Origin of the sequence: Paraburkholderia sp. A1RI-2L, from assembly GCF_048957375.1 — a bacterium.
Taxonomy (GTDB): Bacteria; Pseudomonadota; Gammaproteobacteria; order Burkholderiales; family Burkholderiaceae; genus Paraburkholderia.
Genome location: NZ_JARBTA010000004.1, coordinates 388198 through 412978, shown reverse-complemented (window position 1 = coordinate 412978; position 24781 = coordinate 388198). Strand labels below are relative to the sequence as shown.

Annotated in this window: 24 protein-coding genes; 16 read left to right on the top strand and 8 right to left on the bottom strand. The window is 65.8% G+C overall.

Annotated features, from left to right (window positions below; genetic code table 11):
- Positions 1 to 61 precede the first annotated feature (61 nt).
- From PWP93_RS30300 to PWP93_RS30265, 8 genes are read right to left on the bottom strand one after another with little or no spacing between them, the layout of a single operon-like run.
- Complete coding sequence (locus PWP93_RS30300) at positions 62 to 1105, bottom strand: asparaginase (RefSeq protein ID WP_421047711.1); 1044 nt, start codon at positions 1103 to 1105, stop codon at positions 62 to 64.
- Positions 1105 to 1497 (bottom strand): non-heme iron oxygenase ferredoxin subunit, encoded by a 393-nt coding sequence (locus PWP93_RS30295; RefSeq protein ID WP_421047309.1) that lies wholly within the window; start codon positions 1495 to 1497, stop codon positions 1105 to 1107. Before PWP93_RS30295 ends, PWP93_RS30300 begins: the two co-directional genes overlap by 1 nt.
- Before the next feature lie 30 nt (positions 1498 to 1527).
- On the bottom strand, positions 1528 to 2073 hold the full coding sequence (locus PWP93_RS30290) for a nuclear transport factor 2 family protein (protein WP_421047308.1): 546 nt from the start codon (positions 2071 to 2073) through the stop codon (positions 1528 to 1530).
- Positions 2070 to 3314: an NAD(P)/FAD-dependent oxidoreductase gene (locus PWP93_RS30285; protein WP_421047307.1), complete on the bottom strand. Its 1245-nt coding sequence runs from the start codon at positions 3312 to 3314 to the stop codon at positions 2070 to 2072. Before PWP93_RS30285 ends, PWP93_RS30290 begins: the two co-directional genes overlap by 4 nt.
- Positions 3311 to 3640: a cupin domain-containing protein gene (locus tag PWP93_RS30280; protein ID WP_421047306.1), complete on the bottom strand. Its 330-nt coding sequence runs from the start codon at positions 3638 to 3640 to the stop codon at positions 3311 to 3313. Before PWP93_RS30280 ends, PWP93_RS30285 begins: the two co-directional genes overlap by 4 nt.
- Positions 3637 to 4053, bottom strand: a complete 417-nt coding sequence (locus PWP93_RS30275) for a cupin domain-containing protein (protein WP_421047305.1) — start codon at positions 4051 to 4053, stop codon at positions 3637 to 3639. The genes PWP93_RS30280 and PWP93_RS30275 overlap by 4 nt, the downstream gene beginning before the upstream one ends.
- Positions 4054 to 4072: 19 nt before the next feature.
- On the bottom strand, positions 4073 to 4465 hold the full coding sequence (locus PWP93_RS30270; protein WP_421047304.1) for a hypothetical protein: 393 nt from the start codon (positions 4463 to 4465) through the stop codon (positions 4073 to 4075).
- 34 nt (positions 4466 to 4499) lie between these two features.
- Positions 4500 to 5768 carry an aromatic ring-hydroxylating oxygenase subunit alpha gene (locus PWP93_RS30265; protein ID WP_421047303.1) on the bottom strand — a complete coding sequence of 423 codons (1269 nt, stop codon included), beginning with the start codon at positions 5766 to 5768 and terminating at the stop codon, positions 4500 to 4502.
- A gap of 227 nt (positions 5769 to 5995) precedes the next feature.
- Here PWP93_RS30265 and PWP93_RS30260 point away from each other — a divergent pair, with 227 nt between their 5' ends.
- The 16 genes from PWP93_RS30260 to PWP93_RS30185 all read left to right on the top strand — a co-directional run bounded on the left by PWP93_RS30260 (position 5996) and on the right by PWP93_RS30185 (position 24771).
- A complete protein-coding gene (locus PWP93_RS30260; protein ID WP_421047302.1) occupies positions 5996 to 6613 on the top strand; it encodes a TetR/AcrR family transcriptional regulator in 618 nt (205 codons plus the stop codon).
- 280 nt (positions 6614 to 6893) lie between these two features.
- On the top strand, positions 6894 to 8216 hold the full coding sequence (locus PWP93_RS30255; protein ID WP_421047301.1) for an MFS transporter: 1323 nt from the start codon (positions 6894 to 6896) through the stop codon (positions 8214 to 8216).
- A gap of 46 nt (positions 8217 to 8262) precedes the next feature.
- The gene (locus PWP93_RS30250; protein ID WP_421047300.1) at positions 8263 to 8976 is read left to right on the top strand and encodes a maleate cis-trans isomerase family protein; all 714 of its coding nucleotides are present in this window, start codon (positions 8263 to 8265) and stop codon (positions 8974 to 8976) included.
- A 170-nt stretch (positions 8977 to 9146) separates the two neighbouring features.
- A complete protein-coding gene (locus tag PWP93_RS30245) occupies positions 9147 to 10229 on the top strand; it encodes a porin (protein WP_421047299.1) in 1083 nt (360 codons plus the stop codon).
- A 409-nt stretch (positions 10230 to 10638) separates the two neighbouring features.
- On the top strand, positions 10639 to 11580 hold the full coding sequence (locus PWP93_RS30240; protein ID WP_421047298.1) for a hypothetical protein: 942 nt from the start codon (positions 10639 to 10641) through the stop codon (positions 11578 to 11580).
- Positions 11581 to 11697: 117 nt separating this feature from the next.
- Complete coding sequence (locus PWP93_RS30235) at positions 11698 to 12882, top strand: hypothetical protein (protein WP_421047297.1); 1185 nt, start codon at positions 11698 to 11700, stop codon at positions 12880 to 12882.
- 45 nt (positions 12883 to 12927) lie between these two features.
- Positions 12928 to 13362 carry a hypothetical protein gene (locus PWP93_RS30230; protein WP_421028565.1) on the top strand — a complete coding sequence of 145 codons (435 nt, stop codon included), beginning with the start codon at positions 12928 to 12930 and terminating at the stop codon, positions 13360 to 13362.
- Positions 13363 to 13383: 21 nt separating this feature from the next.
- Positions 13384 to 13626: a hypothetical protein gene (locus PWP93_RS30225; protein ID WP_421028564.1), complete on the top strand. Its 243-nt coding sequence runs from the start codon at positions 13384 to 13386 to the stop codon at positions 13624 to 13626.
- A 19-nt stretch (positions 13627 to 13645) separates the two neighbouring features.
- Entirely contained in the window at positions 13646 to 18412 is a 4767-nt protein-coding gene (locus tag PWP93_RS30220) for a hypothetical protein (RefSeq protein WP_421047296.1), read from the top strand.
- 26 nt (positions 18413 to 18438) lie between these two features.
- Positions 18439 to 19158, top strand: a complete 720-nt coding sequence (locus tag PWP93_RS30215) for a hypothetical protein (RefSeq protein ID WP_421047295.1) — start codon at positions 18439 to 18441, stop codon at positions 19156 to 19158.
- Entirely contained in the window at positions 19159 to 19653 is a 495-nt protein-coding gene (locus PWP93_RS30210) for a hypothetical protein (protein ID WP_421028561.1), read from the top strand. It begins immediately after the preceding gene.
- Positions 19654 to 19655: 2 nt separating this feature from the next.
- A complete protein-coding gene (locus PWP93_RS30205; RefSeq protein WP_421047294.1) occupies positions 19656 to 20303 on the top strand; it encodes a hypothetical protein in 648 nt (215 codons plus the stop codon).
- Positions 20300 to 22408, top strand: a complete 2109-nt coding sequence (locus tag PWP93_RS30200; RefSeq protein WP_421047293.1) for a hypothetical protein — start codon at positions 20300 to 20302, stop codon at positions 22406 to 22408. The genes PWP93_RS30205 and PWP93_RS30200 overlap by 4 nt, the downstream gene beginning before the upstream one ends.
- A gap of 11 nt (positions 22409 to 22419) precedes the next feature.
- Positions 22420 to 22779, top strand: coding sequence for a hypothetical protein (locus PWP93_RS30195; RefSeq protein WP_421047292.1), 360 nt, complete (start codon positions 22420 to 22422; stop codon positions 22777 to 22779).
- Between the two features lie 56 nt (positions 22780 to 22835).
- Positions 22836 to 23330, top strand: coding sequence for a hypothetical protein (locus PWP93_RS30190; RefSeq protein ID WP_421028557.1), 495 nt, complete (start codon positions 22836 to 22838; stop codon positions 23328 to 23330).
- A complete protein-coding gene (locus PWP93_RS30185; protein WP_421047291.1) occupies positions 23323 to 24771 on the top strand; it encodes a hypothetical protein in 1449 nt (482 codons plus the stop codon). Before PWP93_RS30190 ends, PWP93_RS30185 begins: the two co-directional genes overlap by 8 nt.
- The last annotated feature ends 10 nt before the right edge of the window (positions 24772 to 24781 follow it).

Sequence of the window (24781 nt, the reverse complement as noted above, 5' to 3'; positions counted from 1 at the left end):
TGAACAATCGTCGATGCGGTCACGGCTAATACCGCTCCTGGCGGATTCACAGGGATCCGTCTTACGCCTCATCGATCCATCGCTGGATCTGCGCGCGATCGTTCGTACAACTCAGCGCGAGCATCAGCAGAACACGCAGCTTCTGCGGGGCAAGGTCACCGCCCGCGAGCACGCCGGCTGCTTCGAGGAACGCCTGGGTTGGCACTTCGCTGCGCGCTGCGCGGCTCGATTGCACCACCACCACGCCGCTTTTCGCCGCGCTGGCGAGCGCGGCCTGCTCCGCCGCTGCAGGGCGTCCCGGCACCAGGCCGGCGCTTACTATCGCGCGGCTGCCCGCAGCAACGAAGGCGTCGATCGCCACGGCGTCGGCACCCGCGTACGAGAGCACGATATCGACGCGCGGCAGCGTGCCGAGCGTTTCCATGTCGAGCGGCAGACTTGGTCCGGCGCCGACGCGCCCGCGCCGCATGACGACGCGCCCCGAAGGCTCGACGCGCCCAAGCGGACCGAACGGCGGCGCCTCGAATGCGCCAAGCTCGAAGCTTGCGGCCTTCGTCACGTCGCGTGCGGCAAACACCTGGCTGTTCATGACCACGAGCACGCCCGCGCCACGGGCCTCATCTGACTGCGCGAGCGCGAGCGCCGCGCGCAGGTTGCCGGGCGCGTCGCTGCCGGCCGTATTCAACGGGCGCTGCGCGCCCGTGATGACCACCGGCACATCGAGATGGAGCAGCAGATCGAGACACCACGCGGTTTCCTCGAGCGTGGCGGTGCCATGCGTGACGACGAAGCCTGCAATGCCAGGGTCCGCGGCGGCTGTGCGCCGGATCAGCTTCGCCAGCGCCAGCCAGTCGGCTGGCGCGATGGCCGTGCTGCCCAGCGCCCGAAACGGAACGGGTACGAGTTCGACAGTGTCTGCAACGTTGCCGAGCGCGCCCATCTCGTCCATCAGCTCGTCAATCGATCGGACGACGCCGCTTTCGCCATATTCGATCCAGTCGAAACGATGGCGTGCCTGCATCGCGAACGTGCCGCCCGTGCCGATCACGGCGACCCGCGGCTTGCCACGAACAGCCAGCGCGGCGCGATTGCCTGGCGCCTGCATCACGCTTTCTCCGGCAGTGCTTCGGTGTTGACAAACACTACGCCGTCCTCGACCTTCACGGCGTGGCAGCGAGCGTCACGCGAGAGCGGCGCGCATAGCGCGCGGCCGTTGCGCACGTCGAACAGCCCTGCGTGCAACGGGCATTCAACCTCATGGCCTTCGAACTCACCTTCGGAAAGGCGTGCGTGGCCATGCGTGCAGATGTCGTCGAGGGCGTAGACCGTGCCGTCGATCTCGAAGAGCGCCAGCTCATGATGCTCGATGCGCACGCCGCGGCTCGGGCCGGCTGCGAAGAGCGTGGCCACCTCGCCGGCGCGATACCAATGCACCGGCTGGGCGGCCGGGTTGGCTTCGCTGTGGGCTTCGTCATGTGCGATTGTCAAGGTACACATATTCAGGTTTCCTGTTGAAAGTTCACGCAATCACGCTCGAACTGATCGAGCAGCGTCGAGCGCCGCAAGCGTCGCGGCGAGCGGGCTCGCACCGGCGCCGAGCGGCGCAAGGTGGATCTGTGCGAAATTCATGTAAGCGCAACGCCATGCGCCATCGGCGTCGCGCCGATATCGTTCTCGCGTGACGGCGGCAAGCAGCACGACCTCGCGCGTGTCCTCGCGCATGGCGAGTTGCCACAGCCGCCAGGTGCCACTCGCCTCATCCGCGCGAATATCGAACTGTGGACTGCCGTAGTAGTGCGCCGCAAAGCACCACGGCGAGCGCTTGAACCACTCGTGCAACTGCGCGCGGCCCACCAGCGAGTCGCCGAATCCCGCACCACCTTCCCACACGGCGTCTTCGGTAAAGCACAGTGCCTGGTCCCATGCCACCCGTGCCAGCACGTCGGCGGGCTGGCGTTCGTGGGTGCTCGTGTATTTTGCGTCGGCAAGTGCCGCGTAGCGCGCCTTGAGTTCGCGAATCGCCTCGACGGCTTCCAGGCGCGCCACGCGCTCGTGCAGGCTTGCGTCGTTCATTGTGCAAGCTCCTTGAGCGGAATCGACGCGTCGCCAAGCCGCTCGGGCGCCGGCTTCGCGCGCCGGGCGACGAGTGCTTCGAGATGGCGGCGCTCGCGGCCGTTATCGATCAGCACGCCTCCCGTGACGCATCCTTCGCACAGCAGCAGCACCGTAGACGGATGACCGTTGCGCGTTGCGCGAACGCATACCTCGTCGTCGCGCGAAGGCAGGCCGACAACCTGGACGTTGTGCCCAGCCTGGTCGGTCCACATCCACGGGATCTCCATGTACGGTTCATTGCGCCCCATGATGAAGCCCGCCACGGCCGCTGCCTGGTTTTCGGCATTGCGCCATGTTTCGAGGCGCACAGGCTTTCCGTAAAGCGGATGCCAGGCCTGCGCGACATCGCCCGCCGCGTAGCACCACGGCGCGAGCGGGCTGCGGCAGCGCTCGTCAACGCTCACCCCTTCGCGCGAGGCGAGGCCTGTGCCATCCAGAAAGCCCACCGCACATTCAATGCCGACGGCCACGAGCACGCGCTGGGCCGGCAATGCGAACGTCGTACCGTCCTCTCGCATGGCTTGCACGATATAGCCGCACTCGCCCTCGTTGGGCGCGATGGCCCGCACCTGCACACCGGTCTCGATACGCACGCCTTGTGATTCGTGTCGCTCGCGCAGCCATGCGCAAAGCGCGGGCGGAAGACTGCGCGCGAGAATGCGCTCGCCGGCCTCCAGCACGGTGACCTCGATACCGAGCGCGCGCGCGCTGCTCGCCACCTCCATGCCGATCACGCCCGCGCCGACGATGGCGATGCGCTTCACGCTGCGCAACGCTTCGGCAAGCGCGAGGCCGTCGTCGAGCGTGCGCAGACCGATCACGCCAGACAGCATCGCACCCGGCACGTCGAGCATGCGCGGTGCGCCGCCGCTTGCGATCACGAGTTCGTCGAAGCCGAGGCTCGTGCCGTCGTCGAGCGCGAGCCGCCGCGCCTGCTTGTCGACGCCCGTGACGCGCGCATGCACGCGCTCGACGGTACTGGCGTCATCCCAGAACGAAGCGGGGCCGAGCACGAGTTCGTCGCCGCGCTTTTCGCCGAGCAGCAGTTCTTTCGAGAGCGCGGGCCGTTCATAGGGCGCGTGCGTCTCCTCGCCGATCAGCGTCAGCCGATCGCGATAGCCGAGCGCGCGCAGATGCTGGGCCACGCGACCGCCTGCATGCCCCGCGCCGACGATCACTACATGCCGCGCGGCGCTCATGATGCCCCCGCCTCGCCGGCTGCGAAGCCGCCCTGATTGATCACGCGATACAGCACACCGGTGGCGGACGTACAGGTCCACGCCCGCGCCGCGCCAGGCGGAATGATGATGGCTTCGCCAGACGAGAGCCGATAGTGCTCGCCAGCCGCTTCAATGCTGAAGCTGCCTTCGAGAATTGCCGCCACTTCTTCGCCTGCGAGTCCGGCGGCCGCTTCGATCCGCTCGCCGCCCCGCAACTCGCGAATGCTCATGTCGAATGCCGAACCGCGCGTGGCGGACTCTGCTTGCCTGACGAGCAGGCAGGGCTGCAAGGATGATTCGCTCACGGCTGCTCCTTGCGCTCGGCAAGCGGATAGTAAGGCACCGTGTCTTCCGCGCCATACTCCTTGCGCGGCGGCGTGACCGCGTTCAGGCGCAGGCTCATGCCGGCAGGTTCGAAGCGGTTGCGACCGTAATGCGGCGTGTTGGCGGGAATCAGCAGCGCTTCGCCAGCGTGCATGGGAAATTCGGCGTCCGTGGCGGCGCCCTCGCCCGTGAACACCGAGCAGCCACCGCTCACCTGCAGCGATGCTTCCTCACCGTGCTGGTGCGATTTGGCCGGCAGGGCGTGACCAGCGGCCTCGACGAACTTCACGACCGCAACGCTCATCGTCTGCCCGAAGAGATGCTTCATGTAGAGACCATCTGCCACGACTTCCTTGAGGTTGTCGTCGATGGCGAAAACGCGGCATTGACTCATGCTTGTCTCCTTGCGTCGCTCAAAGCGCGGGCGACATGACGAACGCCTCATCGGCGGCGAAACGGCGCGGGTCGAACCCGTCCACAACGGCCTGCTGCGCGTAGAACTCGACGGCCGGCGCGACTTCGGCCAGTGAAAGCGTCAGACACATCAGCGCGCGCGCGTCGGCAGGCAGGGCGTTCATGTCGAAGCGATCGAGCCACGCGAAAATGCGCTCCATTTCGGGCAGCATCGCGGCAACGAACGCGTGGATCTCGTCCATCGTCACGGCGTGGCGGCGCACGTTGCGCGCAGTTTCCGTGTCGAGCGCCCAGCCGGAAAACCACTGCAGGCTTGCGAATTCCGCTGGCAGTTCGGGCACCGGCGCGGCGGTGGCGCGCAGCGCCTCGATATTGATGGTCTTCGTTTCCATAAAAAATCCTCAGGATTTAAAGGCGGGCGTGAGTTCAGATGGCAGCAGCGACAAGCCGGTCGACGACGTGCGCGCCATGCCGGACCAGAATTTCGCTATCCTGAAGAATCATGTGAGACTTCGCCCCTGTTTCCGCGGCGCGCTGGGTGCGCTCCAGCGTGCTCATGTCTTCCAGCAGTACGTCGCGCAGCGCGACCTTCATGTACTCGAGGAAGAAGCGCCCGCCCGCAGTGGTCATCTCCGGGTAATACACGCGGCCTTCAAACAGGGTTTTGTTGTGAGCGATGGGCCGGAAGTTGTACGCCTGGCAATAGTTCGGACGCAGCGAAACGTAGAAGTCGGGGAATACGACGTTGATGTCGAACAGCCAGTTTTCGCTTTTCGTCCAGTTCACGCCCGTGGGCAGCGCGTCGAGCGGAAACTCATGCTTCGCGCTGCCGATCGCCGCGCGCAAGGCCGCTGCCGCAATCGGGCGAGTTTGTGCGGATTCGGCCAGCGCCTGCTCGGCCGCGGCGCCGCCCGAGGTCACGGCCTTGGGGTTGCCATACACGGACTTCTGGTTGCCGGCGAGCGAAAGTCGCCGGTGCAGGTCGCCGCATACCACGTCGAGCGGGCGCATGCTGCCGCCTTCGCTGCGGTCAATGGCATCGGCAATCGAGCGTCCGTGCACATAGGCAACGTGGTAAGCCTCCTGGAATGCATCGAGCGCGAGCTTCCAGTTGCAGTTCACAACGCTCGTCCACTGAAAGCCGCAGGTGAGCTTGTCGAACGGGTAGCCCTCCACCTCCCCATAAACCGGCTGCATGAACTCGGCCAGCGATTGCGCTGGCTGCGGGTCCATGTTCACGAAGATAAAGCCTTGCCACACATCGCACGACACCTGGGCGAGACCATAGTCCTCGCGCCTCATGTCGAAGAAGCAGTCTTCGTCGGGCACGCCGGTGAGCTTGCCGTCGAGGTCATAGGCCCAGCCGTGGAACTTGCAGAAGAATTTGCGCGTATGGCCGCACTTGTCGTACACGAGTTGGTTCATGCGGTGCGCGCACACGTTGTGCATGGCGCGAATCTGGCCGGCCTTGTTGCGCACCACGATGATTTCGGTATCGCAGGCAGCCAGCTCCTTTACGAAATAGTCGCCCGGATGCGGAATCTCTTCGACACGTCCAACTTGCAGCCAGGTCTTCTTGAAGATCTGCGTCTTCTCGCGCTCGTAATACTCGGGTGAGACATAGGGTTCGAGCGGCACCGGGCCTTTGCCAAGCTCGGGATAGCGGTCCGTGAGGAAAAACGTTTCGGGTTTCATGGTGCGATGCCTCCGTTCAATCAGCTCTCAAAATTAAATGCCATTCTGTTTTTCAGCGTTAGCCTTGTCAAGTGTCAATTTATCCGGACCAAGACTTAACGCCGATCGACATGCCGAGCCCGGGAGGCCTGGTAAAATAACGAATGCAACCCGGTCATGACACGCTCCGGGATCGACCGCTCAACAACGGGGCCGCGCGGGAAGCGGCGGCCGCACAGGGGACATGGATGGCACAAGTCAAAAAGGCAGACGTGCGCGACGCAATCGTCGCCGCGGCATTCGATCTGTTCTGTCGCAAGGGCTACACGGCGACGACAATGACGGAAATTGCCCGCGCTGCGGGCATGACGGTCGCGAACCTGTATGTATATTTCGATTCGAAGCTGCTGATCTTCTACGAGATCTATACGCCGTGGCTGATGCAGCAGCTCGAGACGCTGCGCGATGCGGTGCGCAAGTTCCCCACGCCGCGCACGCGCCTACGCCGCGTCGTACTGGGGCTTTGGGGCGATATTCCGGCCGCCGACTACTCGTTCGCGAACGCCATGATCGAAGCACTCGCGAGCGCGCCGCGCGGCACGCCCAAGCCCAACGACCTGCTCGCGCGTTGTGAAGACTTCGTGACGGAACTGATCGTCGAGAGCCTGCCGCCCGAGGTCGCCCATGTGGCAACCAACAAGCTGCTCGCGCATGTGCTGTGGATGGCGCACGACGGCTTCGCGATCAACAGCCGCATCGGCGACACGCGCGACCTCGAAGCCGTTGCGGCGCTCATGGTCGACCTCGTGCTGGGGCCGGAGGTACCGGCGCCACGCACGCGTCGCAAGCGTGCGGAAAGCGTATAACTAATACGATTCACACAATTCCAGCGCCGCGCGTTTACCGCGGCGCACGGCCTCCCGCGCAGAATCCACAATTCCCCTGAATTTATGGCTTTTTTCCTGATCCCTATCGCGCCACGCAGGGAGAAATTTGATATGAACCAGGGTTAACACTGGTTTGCGCTCAAAAATAATGAATGCCACTATTTATTCGAGTCGCTGAGTCTGACGCGCCATGGCATCGCCTGGGCGGTCCCCATAGCGCCCGTTCCGATTCCATATTTCCCAATCATCCGGAGATGTCATGCACGTTGCCGATGCGGCGGCCGAAAGCCCCGCCCAAACCATCCCGCTGCGCACAACCTGCCTCGTCCTCGCGCTATGCTGGGTCGCCATCGTCTCCGAGGGCTACGACATCGGCGTAATGGGCACGATCGTCCCCTCGCTGCTGGCCGATACGCACTGGCACCTCATGCCGCTGGAAATCGGCCAGATGAGCAGCGCTGCGCTCGTCGGCACGCTTTTCGGCGCTTACTTCATCAGCCTTCTGAGCGATCTCGCGGGCCGCAAGCAACTCCTCATCGGTTGCGTCGCCCTGTTTTCGCTGTCGATGCTCGGCGCGGTGTGGGCGCCAACCCCTGCCATCTTCGCGCTCATGCGCGGCATAGGCGGCCTTGGACTCGGCGGCGTCATTTCCGTGGCGGCAGCACTGACCATCGAGTATTCGCCGCCGAAGCGGCGCAACCTGAACTTCGCGATCATGTACTCGGGCTATCCGATCGGCGCGCTCGTTTCGGCGCTCTCCGGCATGGCGTTCATCGAGAGTTTTGGCTGGCGCGCGGTCGTGGCCATCGGCGCAACACCTCTGCTTTTCGTGCCCGTGCTGATGATGTGGCTGCCCGAGTCGCTCGAGTTCCTCGTGCGCAAAGGCCGCCACGAGGATGCGCGCAAGCTTGCCGTGCGGCTCGGCATGAGCGAACCGGCGCGCGGCGCGCCGGGCGAGCAGAAAAAGGCGCAGTTTCGAGAGGTACTGCATGAAGTGTTCTCGCGCAAGAACGCGATGGGCACGCTCTGCCTGTGGGCCGCGCAGTTCATGGCGATCATGCTTGTCTACGGCCTGGGCACGTGGCTACCGCAGATCATGCGCAAGAACGGTTACGATCTTGGCTCGAGCCTGTCGTTCTTCGCGGTGTTCAATCTTGCGGCGGCAATGGGCGGCGTGGCGATCGGGCGTATTGCAGACCGCTTCGGCCCGCGCCTCACGATCGCCTCGGCGTTTCTCGTCGGTGCAGTGTCGATCGCCGCGCTCTCGTATAAAAACGTAATGGTAGTGAACTACCTTCTCGTCGCGTGTGCGGGGTTTGGCAGTATCGCCGTGGCGCTCGTGCTGCTCGGCTACGTGGCGAACTACTACGCTCCGCACGCGCGCGCATCCGGCACGGGCTGGGCAGTGGGCATAGGACGCTTCGGGGCGATGTGCGGCCCGGTGATCGGCGGCTACCTTGCCGGTCTGAATATCTCCCCCTTCTGGAATTTCGTGATGTTCGCCGCGACCGCGCTGCTCGCATCGCTTGCCGTGCTGCTCACGCCCACGCCGGAACACGTGCGGCGCGCGCGCGACGCATGATGCGCACGTGCTTCGGCAAATCTGTTTTCTTGTCACGGAACTGGTTATGAGTCTCGGCTTTGGCACTCGGGCCCGCATTGGGCATTTGTATCCGTCCGGCGGGTTGTGCGACTTTGAAGTGCAATTGATGGCGCCCGAGGGAGTTCAGTTCGTCACCACGCGCATGCCTTTCTCGCGGACCTCGCTGGAGAGCGACACCGCTGTCGTTGCCGACGTGGAAACGCACGCAGGGTTGCTCGCCACAGCCGCTGTCGAGCTCATCGCCATGAACTGCACGGCCGCCAGCATGGCGGTCGGGGCTGATGCGATCAACCGGCGCATTCTCGCGGCAACCGGCATTCGTTCGGTCACCACCACCGACGCGGTGCTCGCCGCGCTGACCGCCTGCGGCGCGAAACGCGTCGCGTTGATGACGCCGTATCCGGCCGAGGTCGTCGAGATGGAGCGTGCGTTTCTCTCGCGCGCGGGCATCGAGATCGTAAGTGAAATCTCGGACCCGCGATCCACGCCGGTCGAGCAAGGCATGCTGCCGCCAGAGCACTGGGCGGAGCTCGCCAACCGCGTGGATCTCGCCAATGTCGACGCGTTCCTGATCAGTTGCGCTGGCATTCAGCTCGCGCCCGTCATCGACGCCATCGAAGTGCGCGGCAAACCGGTGGTGACCAGCAACCAGGCGCTGCTCTGGCATTGCTTGCGCACGCTCGGTCTCGCGCAACGGCCGCACGGCTACGGGGCGCTGCTCGCAGGCGCGTTCGACTAGGCTCGCCGCCCAAGTTCCTTTAGACCGCACCGGGACGGCCTGCCCGTCCCGCGACAATCGAATCGTCTTTCCTGTCCAATATTTTTTGGACTGCCAATCGTAGCGCCGCTGGAAACGTATTCCCATCACCATCAGAAAGAACAATAACTGCAACCCCATGCAAGGCGTTCGTGCGCCTGAGAACCGGTTTCATCCTGACATTCGGCCTGGTGGCACTGCATGCGCCCGCGAAGGCGCAAGGCTCCATCACGCTGTACGGCATTCTCTCAGAGGGTCTCGCTTGGGCCAGCAACGAGGGCGGCCATGCCAACCTGAAACTCGTCTCGGGTACGAACCAGAACAGCCGCTTCGAACTGCGCGGGATGGAAGACCTGGGCGGCGGCGTGAAAGCGATCTTCACGCTGGAGAACGGCTTCGACATCACGACCGGAAAGTTTCAACAGGGCGGCCGCATGTTCGGGCGCCAAGCTTACGTGGGTCTGAGCAGCGAGCGCTTCGGCACGTTGACGGCGGGGCGGCAGTACGACACCGCTTACGATTACCTCGCGCCCTTCGAATCGGCCATTGCCGCAACGGGGCTTGCCGTGCACCCAGGCGACAACGACGACGTGTTCGGCAGTTATCGCTACAACAATTCGCTCAAGTACCAAAGCCCTACGGTCGGCGGTCTGCACGCGCAGGTCATGTACGCCGTGAGCAACGCCGCCGGCCAGTGGGCGCTCAATCGCTCGGTGAGCTCGGGTGTTGCTTACGAGGCAAGCCAGTTCAGGCTTGCGGCCATCTACCTGCAGAACGATCGCCCTGGCGCGGGTGCCAACCCTTCGGGTGCGCTGACCGACGACTACGCAGGTGCCCCCTTCCTGCTCTTCCATTCGAGTCCGTTGGATCCCTCAGTGGGCGTACGGTGTCAGCGCGTCTCCGGTCTCGTGACCGACGTGCGGTACGACTATCTCGACACGACCAGCCTGCATCTTGTAAACGTCGATGTGAACGCGTCATATAGCGTAACTCCGGCGCTGCTGCTTTCGACGGGCTATGTGTACACTGCCGGCCGATATGGCGGCCATAACCGCGCGCCGCACTGGAACAACATCCAGGCCGGTGCGGATTACTTCCTCTCGAAGCGCACCGATATCTACCTTTTCTGCGACTACCAGCGGGCCAGCGGTGCGAACGCCGACGTCTACATGTTCTCTCCGTCCAGCTCTGCAAGCCAAACCGTGGTGGTGGCCGGGTTGCGCCACAAGTTCTGAGTGTGCTGGCAAGCCGATAACGCGCCGTATCCGGAAATCAGCAATGCAACCGAGGACGACGGGAAAAACTTTGCGCATGCAAAACGCATTGCCATCGATCCTCTCGCGCAATCACGTTTCGGATACCAAAGTTTGTTTTCGATATTTGCGAAAGCGCTTTCATCTATCCACACGTGAATAAACATTCGATACTGAGATGCTTAAATAATCTCCAACGAACGATTCGCGCGTGAGGTGCCTCACACCTGAGGAATGAGCGATGCGCAATCTCGCCGTTTCTTGACAAGATTCACCCATCGTCTACGCTCAACGCACGGCAAAGCCTTTTGAATTTCAATTCAAAACAGTGCTGTCTGTTTTCATCGTAGTGCCACGATTGTCTGCAGGCTAGCGAAGAAAGGATGCCAGCGTGAACTTCGTCGATACGGTCCTCATCAGGCTCGCTGATCCGGCGGCTCGCGGTGGTGTTTTCGACAGCGACAGCCTCGCGCAAATCGCATCGACGGCTTACGACACCAGCGCGATGCCCATTCAAGGACCGTACAGCGCGGTCTTCGACGATATCCAGCTCGGCCTCGCGGTCCCGCGCGTTGCCACTCTCGATGGATACTGGGGACGCTCGGCCACGGGCGAGCGCACCGACTCGCAGTTCGTGCTGTCGGGGCTCGGCGAAAGCGCGATTCGCGTGGATGCATTCTGGCGCGGCGCGATCATCGCCCGCTCGACGCCGCCTACCGGACACGTGAGCGCGGCGCGCGGCAACGTGGTCGATGCTGGACAGATCGATGCGGAGATCGTGGCCGCGCTCGGCGCACTGCCGGCCGATTCCGCCGCGCTCGAAAACGAACGGCGCACGCGCTTGCTCACGCATCTGCGTGCAGCTTTCGCGCAGCCCGACCTGATGACAGGCGCGCTGCTGGACCAGTGGCTGCGCGACAACGGCGCATCGTCCGTGAGCGACCTGATTGTGAACCTGCGCGGCGTGCTCCATGCCTATCCCCTGCAAATCACTTTTTCGCCGCCCAACGACGTGCCGTCGCTGCCCGAGCCGCTGCCGATCGGGACCGCGCTGATGATCCGCGACGTGGGCTTTTCGGTTGGCGACCTGCTCACGGAATCGCGGATCGTTCGGCAGCAGCTTGGCCAGATGGGCCTCACCCGCGCGGTAGACGCCACGCTGCCGATCCGCGAGCCGCTGCCGATCACCTGGATCGTGCCGGCCGCGACGTTCGACGATACCGGCTGGCCGGGCGCCGCCGCAGGCATGGCGGCCGACGCCGCGCGAAGCGCGCGGCGTGCGGCGGCCGCTGGCTGGCTGGTGCTCCAGGGAATCGGCCTCGCGGTCGTCTAAACAAGCATGTTAGCAATCCATATCGATTCGAGCCGTTAAACCTGGCATTGCGAAATTTCCCCGGGCCAGCATGGATCGCCCGTTTCGTGTTCAGAACTGACATCAAAGGAGCAACTTATGTCAGCAACCGTCCCTGCGGCGTTTCCCTTCATCCTGGTCAACATCGATACGTCCGCGCTGATGCCCATCGCGCAGCGCTCGCCCGGCGTGATCGCGATCGTTGGCAAGACCCCCGCCGGCGCAGACGGCGGCGATGCGGCATTCGACATGCCGACCGTCGTGGACACGGCGTCAGACGTGTCGCAGCACTTCGCCAAGGTCAACCCCGACGGCAGCGTGGCCGACACGACACTGTCGACCTCGCTCAAGCTCGCGATGCTGCAAAGTCCGACGCCCTCGAAGGTGTATGGCGTCAAGGTCAACGGCAACGACTACGCCGGCGCGCTGGCGTCGCTCGAAGCCGCGGACGATGTCGACTTCGTCTGCCTCGCGAACGAAACCGATGTCGGCGTGCCCGCCGCCGGCGGCAATCCGCCGACCAACCTGCTCGCGCTCAAGGCGCACGTCGAGACCATGTCGTCGCAAGGCCAGAAACGGCTCGGCGTGGCGATGGTCAACCCGGCGACCGCTAAGTCGCCCACTTACGTTCACGACGTCGACGCCACGGCCACGCCGCTGAAGAGCGACGTGAGCCGCATGGTGCTGGTGGCCGCGCGCGGCGCGACGGTCGACGTCGCCTCGGCGGCCACTGGCGCGATCGCCGGCTACGCGCCGCAGGTCTCGATGGTGCTCAAGCAGGTGCGCGGCGTGAGCGTGCCGACCGCCAGCCAGTACGGGCCGAGCGAGATCAAGGCGCTCTCGGAGGCCGGCATCGTGCCGATCATCCAGCCCTCGCTGATCGTCGGCGGCGGCTTTTACTTCGGCGAGGGCCGCTGCTACACCACCGACGCGAGCCTGCTCTACATCGACATCGTGCGGGTGCTCGATGACATCGATTTCCGGCTCAAGGCGGGCCTGATCGGCCTGATCGGCGATTCGCGCATTACCAAGGCAGGCCTCACGCAGGTCAAGGTGCGCATCGATGCGATCCTCGGGCCGCTGCTCAATGCCGCCGTGATCGACGACTACTCGACCACGATCCCGGTGCTCAACATCCTGATGACGCCCGAGTCGGCCTGGAGCGCGACGGACAGCGCGCTGGTCGTGACCGCGCGCGCGAACCGGACCGTCGACGTGTTCGTGTCGATCACCTATGGCCCGGCAGTGCACCAGCTGCGCGTCACGCTGGCGCCGAGCTTCTGACCGACCGCTTCGTTTCCCGCGCTGCCTACCGAAGAGGAGCCCAACATGCCTGACTGGAACACCCGGCTGGCCGTGTCCTATACGGCAAACAACCAGACCAGAACGATCACGCCGATCGACTCGTTCACCCCCACCTTCACGCTGACTGCGGAGCCGCTGCATTCGATCGAGCACACGCACATCGGCGTGATCTACTCGCCGCAGTCGATGACGTTCACGATGACCGTGAAGGCCATCGGCACGGTCGCTGCCGAGCTGACCGCGCTGGCGATCAAGCGCACGCCGTTCGACGTCACGCTGCAAGAGTCGATGAACGGCAACGACTGGGCGTACGCGTCGGTGGTCATGAGCAACTGCGTCATCACGAGCGCGGTGCCGTCCACCGCGACCGTCTCGGGCGCGCCCACGGCAACGTTCACCGGCTTCTGTCTCAGCGCCGCCGAGACCGACAAGAGCAACACCACCGCCACGCTGCCCTAGCCCCGCCCGGAGTAACCGACCATGCCTGATGGACACAGCGGACACGACACGCAGGATCCGACCTCGGGAACCCTCGTGCACGACGGCCATTCGGTCGGCTGGTCGCTCGGTTCCGAAGCAGACGAAACGAGCGGCAGCGGCCCGCCGGAGGTCCATTACCACTTCCCGGTGGAGATCGAGGTCCGCAACACGGTGGCGGCCATCGACGAGGACCGCCTGATTCACGCCACGCTGGAACGGCTCGCCCGCGAGCTGACCGGCTGATACCCGCTTCTCTGCGCGTATGCGGATCAACGTCAACATTCCGGTGCGTTTGTCGGTGGATCTCGACGCGATCGAGCATCGCCCGGCCGACCTCGACGCCGCGCTCGCGGCGGCGATGGCGCGCGCCATGCGGCGTTCGTCGGCGGCGACGGCGCGCTCCGGCGACCCTTCGGCCATCGTCGTGCACGACCCGACCTTCTCGTGGCGTGGCGCGAACCTGCGCAGCGTCCCGGCCGAAACGCGCCAGGACACCGAGGCGCGCCTCGCGCGCGTGATCCAGCGCTCGGCGCGCACGCAGGCGAGCACCCCGACCACGGGCAGGACGGCAACGACCGGCACGAGCCTGCGCCGGCGGCCGTGGCGCGGCTGGCAAACGCTGACGAGCATCAACTTTCACGCCAAGGTCGGCGAGTACCTCGCGTTCCTCGATACCTCCATCCACGACCGCCACACCGACTACGCCACCGTTTATGCGGACTACGAGGAGCAGTTGAAATGGGTCTCGCTGTGGGTCGTGCGGGTCGACCGGCCGTACCGGCGCGACGATCTCTCGGCGGAATTGTCCGCACGCGCGCTGGAGCTGAGCCGTGCGCACCCCGGACGCGAAGACGGGTTCTGGGTGATCAACCTGTCGGAGCGGGACCGGCGGCGCGTGATCGAACTCGATCAAGACAATCTCGTTGCGGGCGCCACATCCGACCTGAGCGGCAACAGCCGCTACCTCAGGATCTACGGCGGCGAGGTCTACCTGATGCCCGGCGCGCAGGTCATCTTCACGATGATGGTCCTGCCGACCATCTCGCTGGAGACCTATGCGCGGCCCGGCACGCCGGTCGACGTCGCGGTCCGTAACCGAGAGCTGGAGTTCCTCGTCTACCAGGACGGGTTTCGCGATGCGCTGGGCGTGTCGTGGCCCGATTTCATCGCCGCGATGGGCGACGAAACGACGACGCTGCACGTGTCGCCGGTCGAGGTCACCGCGCCGGTGCTCCCGACGACGCTGCAGCAACTCGTCGAAACGCGCGACCCACTGCCGTCTGCAGGCCCGCTCGTCTACCCCAGGCGGGACCTGCGCCTGCTCAATCAGGACACGCTGGACACGCTGCCGGATGCCGTGCGCACAATCGTCGCGCCGTTGACGACCCCGGCCACGCTGGCGCTCGATGCGGACAGCCGCTGGGGCCGCTGGCGGGTCGGCTGGCGCGGCGCGCTGCTGTCCGCGACCTTCGCGCTGAGCGAGGACCAGCAGTTCGCGGCCAGTCACCGTGCGCGTGCCGAGCAGATCGCCGATGCCATCGTTACGCTGCTCGGCAGTTATCCGCGCGGCGATTCGCTGGCTGAAATCCCGTGGTGGAGCCGGCTCGACGCGCTCTGCACCAGCGACCCCGGAGCCCGCGCCAACGGGGCCGGCAGGCTCACGATGTTCGACCTCTGGATGGAGGCGCTGCAGCGGCGTGACGGCGGCCGGTGGTTCGACGCGCTGCTGGACAAGATGGCGAGCACGCGCGGCGACGCCGCCCTGCACTTCATCCAGGCGGCCACGGCGTCGGCGCGCTACAACGCCCATCCGCGCATCAGCCAGATGCGCAGCGACTACAACAACGCGACGCGCGCAGCGCTCAAGAACGCCTACTTCCCGGACAGCGGCGCGATGTGGCTGTTCCACGACGCCGACCGGCGCGTGGCGCACAACGGCGTGGTCGCCGACGCTTACGCCGACTATGCGTCGCACGCGCGCGTGAAGCATCTGCGCGAAGAACGGCGGGCCGAGTTCGACGCTGCCCTGGAGACCGCGGCCAATCAGCTGCTCGGGGACATCATGGCCGGCCGGGTCGCCAGGGACTTCAACAACCAGGAGTTCGCGAACGAAGCGATCAACCGGGCGGTGGCCGCGATCCACCTCTCGAACGACGACTTCGAAACCGTCACCCAGATCACGTCGCTGCGCGTGACCGCGATCGAGTTTGTCGTCGACCGCGGCATCGAGCGCTACAACGTGACCTTCAACATGGTCCAGAAGATCGAAGGCGAATCGAGCTGGACCGATCTTGCCGGCACGAGCCGCACGACCACGGAACTCGACTTCGAGTGGCTCCTGTTCGGCTGGGATCTGGGCCGCATGGGCGACCGGCTGGAGACGGTCGGGCTCGTGATCGGCGGCATTGCGGTGATTGCCGTCGCGTGGGAAGCCGGCATCGTCACCGCGCTGGTCGAGGCGGCCGGCGGCACGGGGGCCGTGCTGACCTCGGTATTCGTCTCGGAGATCCTCTATCTCGCGACTGCGAAGCACTACAGTCTCGAAGGCTTCGTGATGGCCGCGATCGACGGCTACCTGTTCGCGCTGACCTTCCGCTTCGCGGGCATCGGCGGGCGCGCGATCGCGCTGCGCATCGGACGCGCGACGATGTCGGACATCGTCGGCGGCTGGGTCGCGGAACGGCTCTTCGTGGGCATCGTCGGCGGCTCGCTCGGCGGCGGCGCGGTCGTGTTCTCGCATGGGCTCGCCGACACGCTGCTGCGCAACGGGCCGGGCCCGAGCCTTGGCCAGTATGTGCGCGGCATGACGATGGGCGCCGTGTTCGGGCTGTTCGGCGAGTTCGTGATCGGCCCGGCGCTGCAGGGCGCGTTCCGGGTCGGCGGGCAAACCGTGCTGAACACCGCCGACGAAGCCATCGGGGTCATCCGCCGATCGGGCGTCTCGCCCGCCCGCTATGCGGCCGAGATCTCGCAGGCGCTGTCCGCGATCCGCGAACGTCTCGCGACCTTTCTCGAAGCATCGAGCGTGCAGACGATCATCACCGGCCTGCGCGAGCGCATGGCGACGCTCGGCGAAGGGCTGAGCCTCGGCGCCATCGGGCGGCGCTTCGAGTTCTCGATGTTCCGCCGGGTCTTCGAGCTCGCCGACATCGGCATGGGCCCAGTCGAGACCGACGGGCTCGAACGGCTGTTGTCGACGACCGAGGCCGGCGCGGCACGCATGTCGCAAGAAGAACTGCTGGCGTTCCTGAACCGGGTGGCAGTCGACCGCGGCCGCGCGCAGAAACTGCTGAACGCGCTCGGGCGGCTTACCGATGAACGCGCGGGCGCGCTGATCGGCGGCGGGCAGCTCGATGGCCTGGCGTCGTCGCCCAATCTGCTGCACCACCTGACGACCGGGGACATCAACCGCATCTGGGATGTGCTGGCCGGGCCGTCGTTCCGGCTTTCGGCGGCCGATTGCGAAGCCTTCCTCGGCCGGCTCGCGCCCTTTACCGACGAACAGCAGATCTCGGCGCTGGAAATGCTTCGTCGTCCGGAGCAACTCGTGACGCCCGAGGGCGTCGCGCAGGCGCTCGAAAAAGGCGGCTTGAATGCGGGCGTCGGCGAGGGACTCGACCGCCTGTACGGCGCGCTGGAGTCGGCGGCAGCCGATACGCTGATGCGCGCGATCCCGGCTGCCGACGCGCCCGGCTACCTGCGCTGGCTCGGTGCGCAGCGGCAGGAAGTCGTGAATCGGATCGCGCAGGACGGCTTTCTCGAGCCGCTGGCGAGCGCGCCGAATGTGCTCGATTTCATCGGCCGCAACGGGTTCGACTCATTCCGCACGCTCGCGGCCGCGCACGGCCCGTTCGGCACGACGATTGCCGATGCAGTGGCCGGCCTCGACGCCTTCGCCGGAGCGCTGCGCGCGTTCTCGCAGGACCAGCAGGATCTCGCAATCGCCACACTGCTGCGCGCCGGCAACCGCGTTCCGCCCGACTCGCTGCTGTTCGTATTGCAGCAGCATCTGACGCTCGACACGGAACTCCAGCGCGCGCTCGACAACGTGTACGTCGAGCGCTCGGGCATGACCGTCCAGGAATTCCAGCGGCTCACGGGCGCGCGCTTCGACTCCGCGCTGCGCGGGCTGTATCGCGACGACTTGCCGTACTGGAACGAACTGGGACACGCCGAGGCCATCATCGGCCATGACGAAGTGATGGAGATGCTGCGCCAGCGTGCCAATCGCACGCCTTTCCGCGCCTTCGTGGGCCGCTACCCGGGCAACGAAGGCGCGGCGATCGACGCGCTCGGCCGGCTCCTCGCGCGCGTGCGCGCGCTGAGCGGCGGCAGCCTGCAGCGCTTCGAGATGACCGACCTGATCCAGTCGCTCCAGTCGGTGACGACACGCGGACCGACGCCGATCGCCGAAATCGACCAGATCGCCGCCGATATCGGCCAGTCCGGATTTCCGACCCGCACGGTCGGCACCGGTCCGAGGGCCACCACCTTCCCGTCCGCAGCGGAGGAAGCGCGCGCGTATGTCCGGCTGCTGGGCGACAACGTCTCGCCGGCCCAGGCGCAAACGATGCTGACGCTGCCAACCGATGTCAATGTCGCTACAGTCGAAGTCGCGGGTGAAGGCGTGAAAGGCCCGGACGTCATGCTCACGACAGTTACGGGGGAAACTATCGGGCGCGAGTCGGTGGCCACCGAGATTCCAGCCGTCGATCCCGCCAATCCGCTGCTCACGCTGGAAAAGAGCCTGGGCTCGTCGAGTTTGAGAAAGAAGGTCGTCCAATACAGCCCCGGCGGCGTTTATGGCGGTCGCACGGAGATACGCTGGCTGCGCCGGGAGATCGATGTCCGCATCGATCCGTCCGCGGACGGCTTCTCCTTCGACAACCTGCTCGCGCAAATGCAGGCGGACGGCTCGCTGGCGCCCTTTCTGGATCGTGTGACAGTGAAGGCCGTGGGCTCGGAGAGCATCGCCCGGGTGCGCTTCTACAATTCGCAAGGCGCGCTGATCCATAGCTGGACGCCATAGGCTGATTGGACAAGGCAAAACAAACCATGCTTGCAATCGATCTGATACTGGATTTTTCATCGACAGTCGAAGTGGCCGGCGGCCCGACCGGGACGCTGCGCCGCCTGATCGAGCGCTGGTCGCCGGAAGTCTTTCTTCCGATGGAGTGCCACGCGTTCGTCTCCGGACAAGCGTACGACTGGTTGCCGGCCGGGCCGGCGATCGACCGAGCGCCGTGGCCGGGCGAGACCGCGACCACGTCGCCGGTCACGCAACTCGACGGGCGTGCGGCCATGAAGGCGAGCGTCGTGGACGATCTTCCCGCCGGCGACGACTATCTGGTCCAGCTCATAGGCGGCTTGCGCTACGTCGCGCCGGAGTTGTCTCCAGCGCCGGCGTGGTACGGGCGGGTCGCCGCCGATGGAGCGGCACGCCCGACGCCGACGCTGCTCACCCTCGCGTACATCGATTTCCATTGGTCCAGCAACTGGCGCGAGATCCGCCTCTGCTTGCCGATGCTCGGCTATCCGCTCAGCGGCCAGCTCCCGCGCTTCGACAGCGAAGGCCGGCCATTCGGACAGCAGCCGGCGCAACTCGTGGAGCGCAACCGGCGCAGCGTGATCGAAGCGTTCGCGCACTGCGCGAGCGCCATCGGTTTGCAGCCGGGCGAAGCGTCGTGGTCGGTGGAAACCGAGGAAGGCACGCCGGCGCCCGTGCACGACGCGATCGCCGCGTTACTGCAAGAAGCAACCACCGGGAGGAAATAGATGGCCTCCAGCTACCAGAACTACGCGAACATCCCGTCGGCCATCATCTCGGACGGCATCCTGCCGATTCCGATCTGGGCCGTCACGACGATGAAGCTCACGGAGACCTACCACCTGCCGCCGATCGGTTCCACCGGCGCGCGGGCGATCGTGGGCGTGCACGACGACACCATCGACCTGACTGGCGTGCTGGTCGGCATGGAGCGTTTCGCGTGGAAGCTCGCGCTCGAAACGCTGGCCGAGTCGAGCAAGCGCGGCACGGCGCTCGGCTCGTTCACCGGCGGCAAGGTGTCGGGCCTGATCCTGATCACCGCGATGACGATCCGCACCGACATGCAGATCCAGTCGCTGTCCTTCACGGCGAGCACGACGAAGCGCGAAGCGCTCGACGTGTCGATCCAGCTGGCCTACATGCCGCTGCCCGGCGCGCTCGGCAAGCTGCTCGATCTCGCGAGCGTCGGCGTGGGCGCGCTGATGGACGCAGGAGGGAACTGACGATGCCCGCGCCGCCCATCCCCGTCGACCGCTACCTGACGCCCGCCGACCCGCCAGCCGCCCCCGACGGCTTCGCGACGCTCGCGCAGAAGATCATGACCGGCATTCCGCAGCCCATCACGCTCGACGCCGACTTCACCGCCGTGCTCGCGGTGCCCACCGGCCTCGCCGGCGAGTGGCAGCAGGCGGACCCGGCCGCGGTGGTGTCGGTTAGCACCGTGCAGACGGATCCATGCGATCCGGCGGCCAATCCTGCTGTGAGTGCGCCGGTCTGCAACGTCGAGCGCTCGACGGCGCGGCTGCTGATCCAGCGCGGCGGCACGAATGTCGCATCGATCCCGCTCACGGCCGGCGCGACGTTCAGCGTACCCGCCGACGGCGGCGACGCAGCGGGCCGTCTCGAAGTATCGGTGCTGTCATGGGATCTGCGCGCGGGCTCGATGATCGGCCCCGGCGACTACGGCTCGACACTCACGCTCGCATGGCGCCGCAACGATACGGGCGTGCAGACCTTCGGGCCGGTGCCGCTCAATCCCTTCCTGCGCCTGCGTCTGCCGCCGCACATCACGATGCGCTCGGTGGTCAGCCTGAACCTCGCGCAGGCGCTCTACGACCGGCTGCGCATCACGATCCCGAGGGTCTTGCGATGAGCCTCCCGACGCTGACTTCGAACCAGGTGATGATCGGCAACGCGGCCGGCTGGGCGCTGACCTTCCACAAGGAGGATAGCGACGGCGCGATCCAGCCTGCGCTATGGACCGTGTGCTCCGCCGACTACGAGGCGCGGCTGAGCGCAACGCTGCCCGCCGGGCTCGAAGCCGGCGCCTGCTCGATCACCGTCGAAGGCATGACCGACGCAGACTACGCCAAGATCGCCCAGACCGGCGCGGCGTCGCAGCCGACGGTCGCGCAGCTCTATCTGTACTGGATCGACGCGAACGCGAGCCCGCTCGGCTATCTCGCCAACCTCGGCGGCCTGACCGACACGCTCGGGCGCTTCGATCCCGAGTCGATGAAGTCGTCGCTGGTCTCGGTGCTGCGGATCGTCAAGGTGTCGCGTGCGGTGGGAGTGCGCCGCTACGAGGCAACCATAGAGTGCAAGGAGCGGGTCTATCAAAACCTGTCGACCGTACAGATCGCGGAGCCGGTGAAAGCGAACAAGCTCAGCGAGGCGGTCACGACGATCGGCAAGCAAACGCACGTCGACATCCAGCTGCAGGGCTTCGGCAAAGACGGCTCGATGCCGACGGCCAGCGGCAACCCAAGCGGCAATGCAAGCGGCAATTCGGCGACGAGTCCCGGCGACGAACAGATCTCGATCGATTCGGGCGGCACCTATGCCAAAGCGCTCAAGGACCTCGCGACACGGATGGAACAAGCGAGCGGCAAGTATGGGCGCGGCTTGATGGTGATCCGCGACGGAAAATTATATTTCGGCATCCGTAGCTTCCCGCTCGCCCCGAACGATAAATCGAAGCCGCTGACGCTAGGCAACGGGCTGCTCAACGCCGAGCCGCTCGCTGCCGTTCAGGCCAATCCGGACGCCTCATCCGACTCGACAAAACCCGCCGCCGCCGCGGACGCAACCCCACCCGCGCCCACCCTTACCCCAACGCGCCGCCAGTTCAGGCTCACGCTCAAGGGCCGACCCGACATCAAACCGGGCGACATGGCGACCTTCGACAGCCCCCCCGAGGAGTTGGTGACCCAGCCGGGCTTTCTGAATTCGCTGCTCGGCGGCGCATTCGCCGGCTCGCTTCTTCCCGGGATGAGCACGGACCCGGACTCCATCACCAATCCGATCAATCTTTACGTGACCTCGGTGATGCACCAGCTCGGACGGGCGTCGGGGTTCGTGACGACCGTCACGGGCGTCGAGATCAAGGACACGTCGCAGCCGTGGGATACGGCCTCCGGCGCGGGTACGCATGCGCCCGGCCGCGCGACGGGCACCACGGGCGACCGCGCGGATGGCGCCGCGTCGGCGGCCTCCGCGATTCGCCAGGTGGTGCGCGAAGGCGCCGAAACGCCGCGCAGCGTCGACATTGGCGAGGTGCGCGGCTTTCATCCTTCCGGCGGTGCCACGACCGAGCCGCCGGGCCAGACCGAGCGCGTTTTTCGCGGCCTCGTGGGGCCGGACGGGCGCGCCAATCAGGCCCGGCGCCTCGACATCCAGCGCGACACGCCCGCGCCGCTCGAAGGCGTGAGCTACGCGTCGCCGTTCGCGTGGGGCAAATGCGGGCTGGTGCTGCCGCGCTACCCCGGCATGCGCGTGGTGCTCGCCCATCGCAACGGCCGCGCCGAAGATCCCGTTGAAATCGGCGCATTGTGGACATCGGGGCACGGGCCAGCATCTCAGCCGGGCGACTACTGGCTGACCCTGCCCGCCGGCGTCGACCCGGGAAGCCGCAGCCAGGTGGACGACACGAAGACGCCCGCCGAGTACGCCGGCAAGGTCACGAACGACCTGATCGACGCAGACGGCAACCGCATCATCGAGGTCGGCGAGCTCACGGTGCGAGTGGGCAGCGACCATCTCGGGAACGCCGGCAAGCGGCCCGATCGGCCAGAGCAAAAAAACCAGGGGGCGGTGACGATCGAGCACACCAGCGGGCAATCGTCGATCGTCATGGCGCAAGACGGCAGCGTGACCATCACCGCGAAGAACATCACCATCGACGCCGGGGACGGGACCATCACGATGAAAGCGAACAGCGTCGATGTCCAGGTGAAGTCCAACATGAACGTTCATTGAGGAGCACCGCCATGCCAGGCGTGCTGACAACTTCGAGCAACGTGACCTGTGGCCACGCGGGCAACGTATCGACATCGAGCTCCACGAAGCTGCAGGTGAATGGCGCGGCCGTTTTGCTTCAAAGCGGCATTGCAGGCCAGTCGATCGCGGGATGCTCGACGCCGCCCGCTTCCGATGCGTCCGGCCCGACCGCGAAACCGTGCACGACGGTCGCCTCGGTGACGGGCGGCCCAGCGGCCAAGCTTCAGACCGGTGGCCAGCCGGTGATGCTCGACACGCTGGCCGGCACCACCGATGGCATGGTGGCCAAGACCACCCCGCAGCAGTTGCTCGCCGGCATCGCCGGGCAAACGAAGCTCACCGCCAGTTAGGGCAAACGACAGGCAAGCACACGGACGTACGTCAGGGCACCCCTCAGGGAGGACCGATGACCGACCAACAGAAAGACCCATTGCGGCGCAGGGTGCTGGGCTGGGGAGTCGCGTGCGCCCCAGCCGAAGCCAACGCCGATATCGGACGCGATATCCGCTTCGTGACGACGAACGGCCTGCTCGATCTCGCGTGCGTCGAGCTGATCGACAACCTCGGCCAGTCGCTGTCCATCGCGCTGACCACCGCGCTCGGCAGCGACCTGTTCAACATCGGCTATGGCTTCGACGGCATCAACGCGATCGCCGAAGAGACCAACCCGGTCCTGATGCGCGAGCGCATTCGCATCGCGGTCATCAAGGTGCTGCGCGCCGATCCGCGCATCCGGCGCATCGTCGACGTCAAGCTCGAAGACGGCCGTCTCGATCCCGTCACGTCCGGCAGCCGCATTCTCGACGTGCGCGTGGCGTTCGAAACGCTTTCGGGCGACACGTACTCCATCAACATCGATCAAATCGCGCTCGGCGCGGGCCAGGTGACGACGAATGGCTGACCAGAACCCCACCAGTATCGACACCGCCGACGTGCTGGCGGTGGACGCGTCCGTGATCCGGACGACCAGCGCGGCCCCGTTCGGCGTCACGCCGCAAGGGTTCTACGCGAAGCCGTTCGCGCGGCTGCTCGCCGAGAAGCTCGCGCTTGGCCGCGCGCTGTTCGGCACCGACCTCGACCTCACCTCGGGCTCGGTCGTGCGCAAGCTCTTCGAGGTCGCGGCGCTGGAGGACGCCCGCACCTGGACGGCGCTCGGCGCGATCTACGACAACATGTTCGTGGTGTCGGCAGAGGGCCAGGCATTGAGCAGCCTCGGCGCGGAGCTCGGCCTGCCGAGGCCCTGCCTCGAAGCGACCGGCAAGATCACGCTGAAGCTCACGGGCACGCTGCCGGACGGCGTCGCGCAGATCAAGGTCCCGCGCGGCGCGCGGCTGCTGACGCCGGGCGGGCATCACGTCGCGACCGACGAATCGGCGACGATCACCGCCGCGAGCCCCCAGGCCGATATCGCCGTCGTCGCGTTCTACCCGGGGCCTTCGCACAATCTCGATCCGGCTCTCACGGCGGCGGATGGCAGCCATCCGCAGCGAATCGACCGCTGGAATCCATACGACACCAAGCTCGCCGATCTGCGAGCGGCGGAAGAAGCCGCGAACAAGGCACTCATCAGCATCACGCACAGCGCGAAGCTGACCGGCGGCGAGCTGCAATGGCCCGACGCGCGCTACCGCTCGTTGCTGCTGCGCGCGCCGCGCTCGATCTGGACCATCGACGCGATCCAGATCGCCGTATCGCTCGTGCCTGGCGTGCGCCAGGCGCTGATCCGCGACGCATGGGGCGGACTCGACATCAACCAGTCGATCTTCGGCAACTTCAACTTTGTCGAGCGCGTATTCGGCAGCGAACGTGATCTCGGGAATCCTTACTATTTCACCGTGCTCGTGTCGCCCACGGATTCGGCGATCTGGGACGGGCCCGACGGCCTCGAAGCCTCGGTGCTCACGGCCATCGAGGATCTGCGTCCGATCGGCATCTTCCCGCAGGTGCAGCAGGCCGAGCAGATCGGCATCTGCGTGAACGCGGACCTGGTCGTGCGCGGGATTCCGATGCCGTTCGGCTCGAAGGCTTCCGTCAACGCATCGGCTCCGGCCCAGGCGCTGAAAGCGCGGCTCAACGAACGGCTGCGCCGCTACATCGACAGCCTGTCGTTCGGCGAGCCGGTGCGGGTCTCGGAAGTGATCTGGGCCTTGATGAGCGAGCCCGGCATCACCGATGTGCAGAACGTCATGCTGCTCCGCTATCCGCCTGCGATGGAAAACATCGACTTCACTCAGGCATCGACGAACGGCCCCGCCGGGCCCGGCTGCGGCCTGAACATCGATCTGGCGATCAACCAGGTGGCCGATTTCGTGGACACCGCAACGGTGCTGACGATCATATGAGACGCGCAAC

What these genes read in the sequence shown, in the direction of transcription:
- PWP93_RS30300 (WP_421047711.1), bottom strand. Translation starts at nt 1,105, where the DNA reads ATGCAGGCGCCAGGCAATCGCGCCGCGCTGGCTGTTCGTGGCAAGCCG.
- PWP93_RS30295 (WP_421047309.1), bottom strand. Translation starts at nt 1,497, where the DNA reads ATGTGTACCTTGACAATCGCACATGACGAAGCCCACAGCGAAGCCAAC.
- PWP93_RS30290 (WP_421047308.1), bottom strand. Translation starts at nt 2,073, where the DNA reads ATGAACGACGCAAGCCTGCACGAGCGCGTGGCGCGCCTGGAAGCCGTC.
- PWP93_RS30285 (WP_421047307.1), bottom strand. Translation starts at nt 3,314, where the DNA reads ATGAGCGCCGCGCGGCATGTAGTGATCGTCGGCGCGGGGCATGCAGGC.
- PWP93_RS30275 (WP_421047305.1), bottom strand. Translation starts at nt 4,053, where the DNA reads ATGAGTCAATGCCGCGTTTTCGCCATCGACGACAACCTCAAGGAAGTC.
- PWP93_RS30270 (WP_421047304.1), bottom strand. Translation starts at nt 4,465, where the DNA reads ATGGAAACGAAGACCATCAATATCGAGGCGCTGCGCGCCACCGCCGCG.
- PWP93_RS30265 (WP_421047303.1), bottom strand. Translation starts at nt 5,768, where the DNA reads ATGAAACCCGAAACGTTTTTCCTCACGGACCGCTATCCCGAGCTTGGC.
- PWP93_RS30260 (WP_421047302.1), top strand. Translation starts at nt 5,996, where the DNA reads ATGGCACAAGTCAAAAAGGCAGACGTGCGCGACGCAATCGTCGCCGCG.
- PWP93_RS30255 (WP_421047301.1), top strand. Translation starts at nt 6,894, where the DNA reads ATGCACGTTGCCGATGCGGCGGCCGAAAGCCCCGCCCAAACCATCCCG.
- PWP93_RS30250 (WP_421047300.1), top strand. Translation starts at nt 8,263, where the DNA reads ATGAGTCTCGGCTTTGGCACTCGGGCCCGCATTGGGCATTTGTATCCG.
- PWP93_RS30235 (WP_421047297.1), top strand. Translation starts at nt 11,698, where the DNA reads ATGTCAGCAACCGTCCCTGCGGCGTTTCCCTTCATCCTGGTCAACATC.
- PWP93_RS30230 (WP_421028565.1), top strand. Translation starts at nt 12,928, where the DNA reads ATGCCTGACTGGAACACCCGGCTGGCCGTGTCCTATACGGCAAACAAC.
- PWP93_RS30225 (WP_421028564.1), top strand. Translation starts at nt 13,384, where the DNA reads ATGCCTGATGGACACAGCGGACACGACACGCAGGATCCGACCTCGGGA.
- PWP93_RS30220 (WP_421047296.1), top strand. Translation starts at nt 13,646, where the DNA reads ATGCGGATCAACGTCAACATTCCGGTGCGTTTGTCGGTGGATCTCGAC.
- PWP93_RS30215 (WP_421047295.1), top strand. Translation starts at nt 18,439, where the DNA reads ATGCTTGCAATCGATCTGATACTGGATTTTTCATCGACAGTCGAAGTG.
- PWP93_RS30210 (WP_421028561.1), top strand. Translation starts at nt 19,159, where the DNA reads ATGGCCTCCAGCTACCAGAACTACGCGAACATCCCGTCGGCCATCATC.
- PWP93_RS30205 (WP_421047294.1), top strand. Translation starts at nt 19,656, where the DNA reads ATGCCCGCGCCGCCCATCCCCGTCGACCGCTACCTGACGCCCGCCGAC.
- PWP93_RS30200 (WP_421047293.1), top strand. Translation starts at nt 20,300, where the DNA reads ATGAGCCTCCCGACGCTGACTTCGAACCAGGTGATGATCGGCAACGCG.
- PWP93_RS30195 (WP_421047292.1), top strand. Translation starts at nt 22,420, where the DNA reads ATGCCAGGCGTGCTGACAACTTCGAGCAACGTGACCTGTGGCCACGCG.
- PWP93_RS30190 (WP_421028557.1), top strand. Translation starts at nt 22,836, where the DNA reads ATGACCGACCAACAGAAAGACCCATTGCGGCGCAGGGTGCTGGGCTGG.
- PWP93_RS30185 (WP_421047291.1), top strand. Translation starts at nt 23,323, where the DNA reads ATGGCTGACCAGAACCCCACCAGTATCGACACCGCCGACGTGCTGGCG.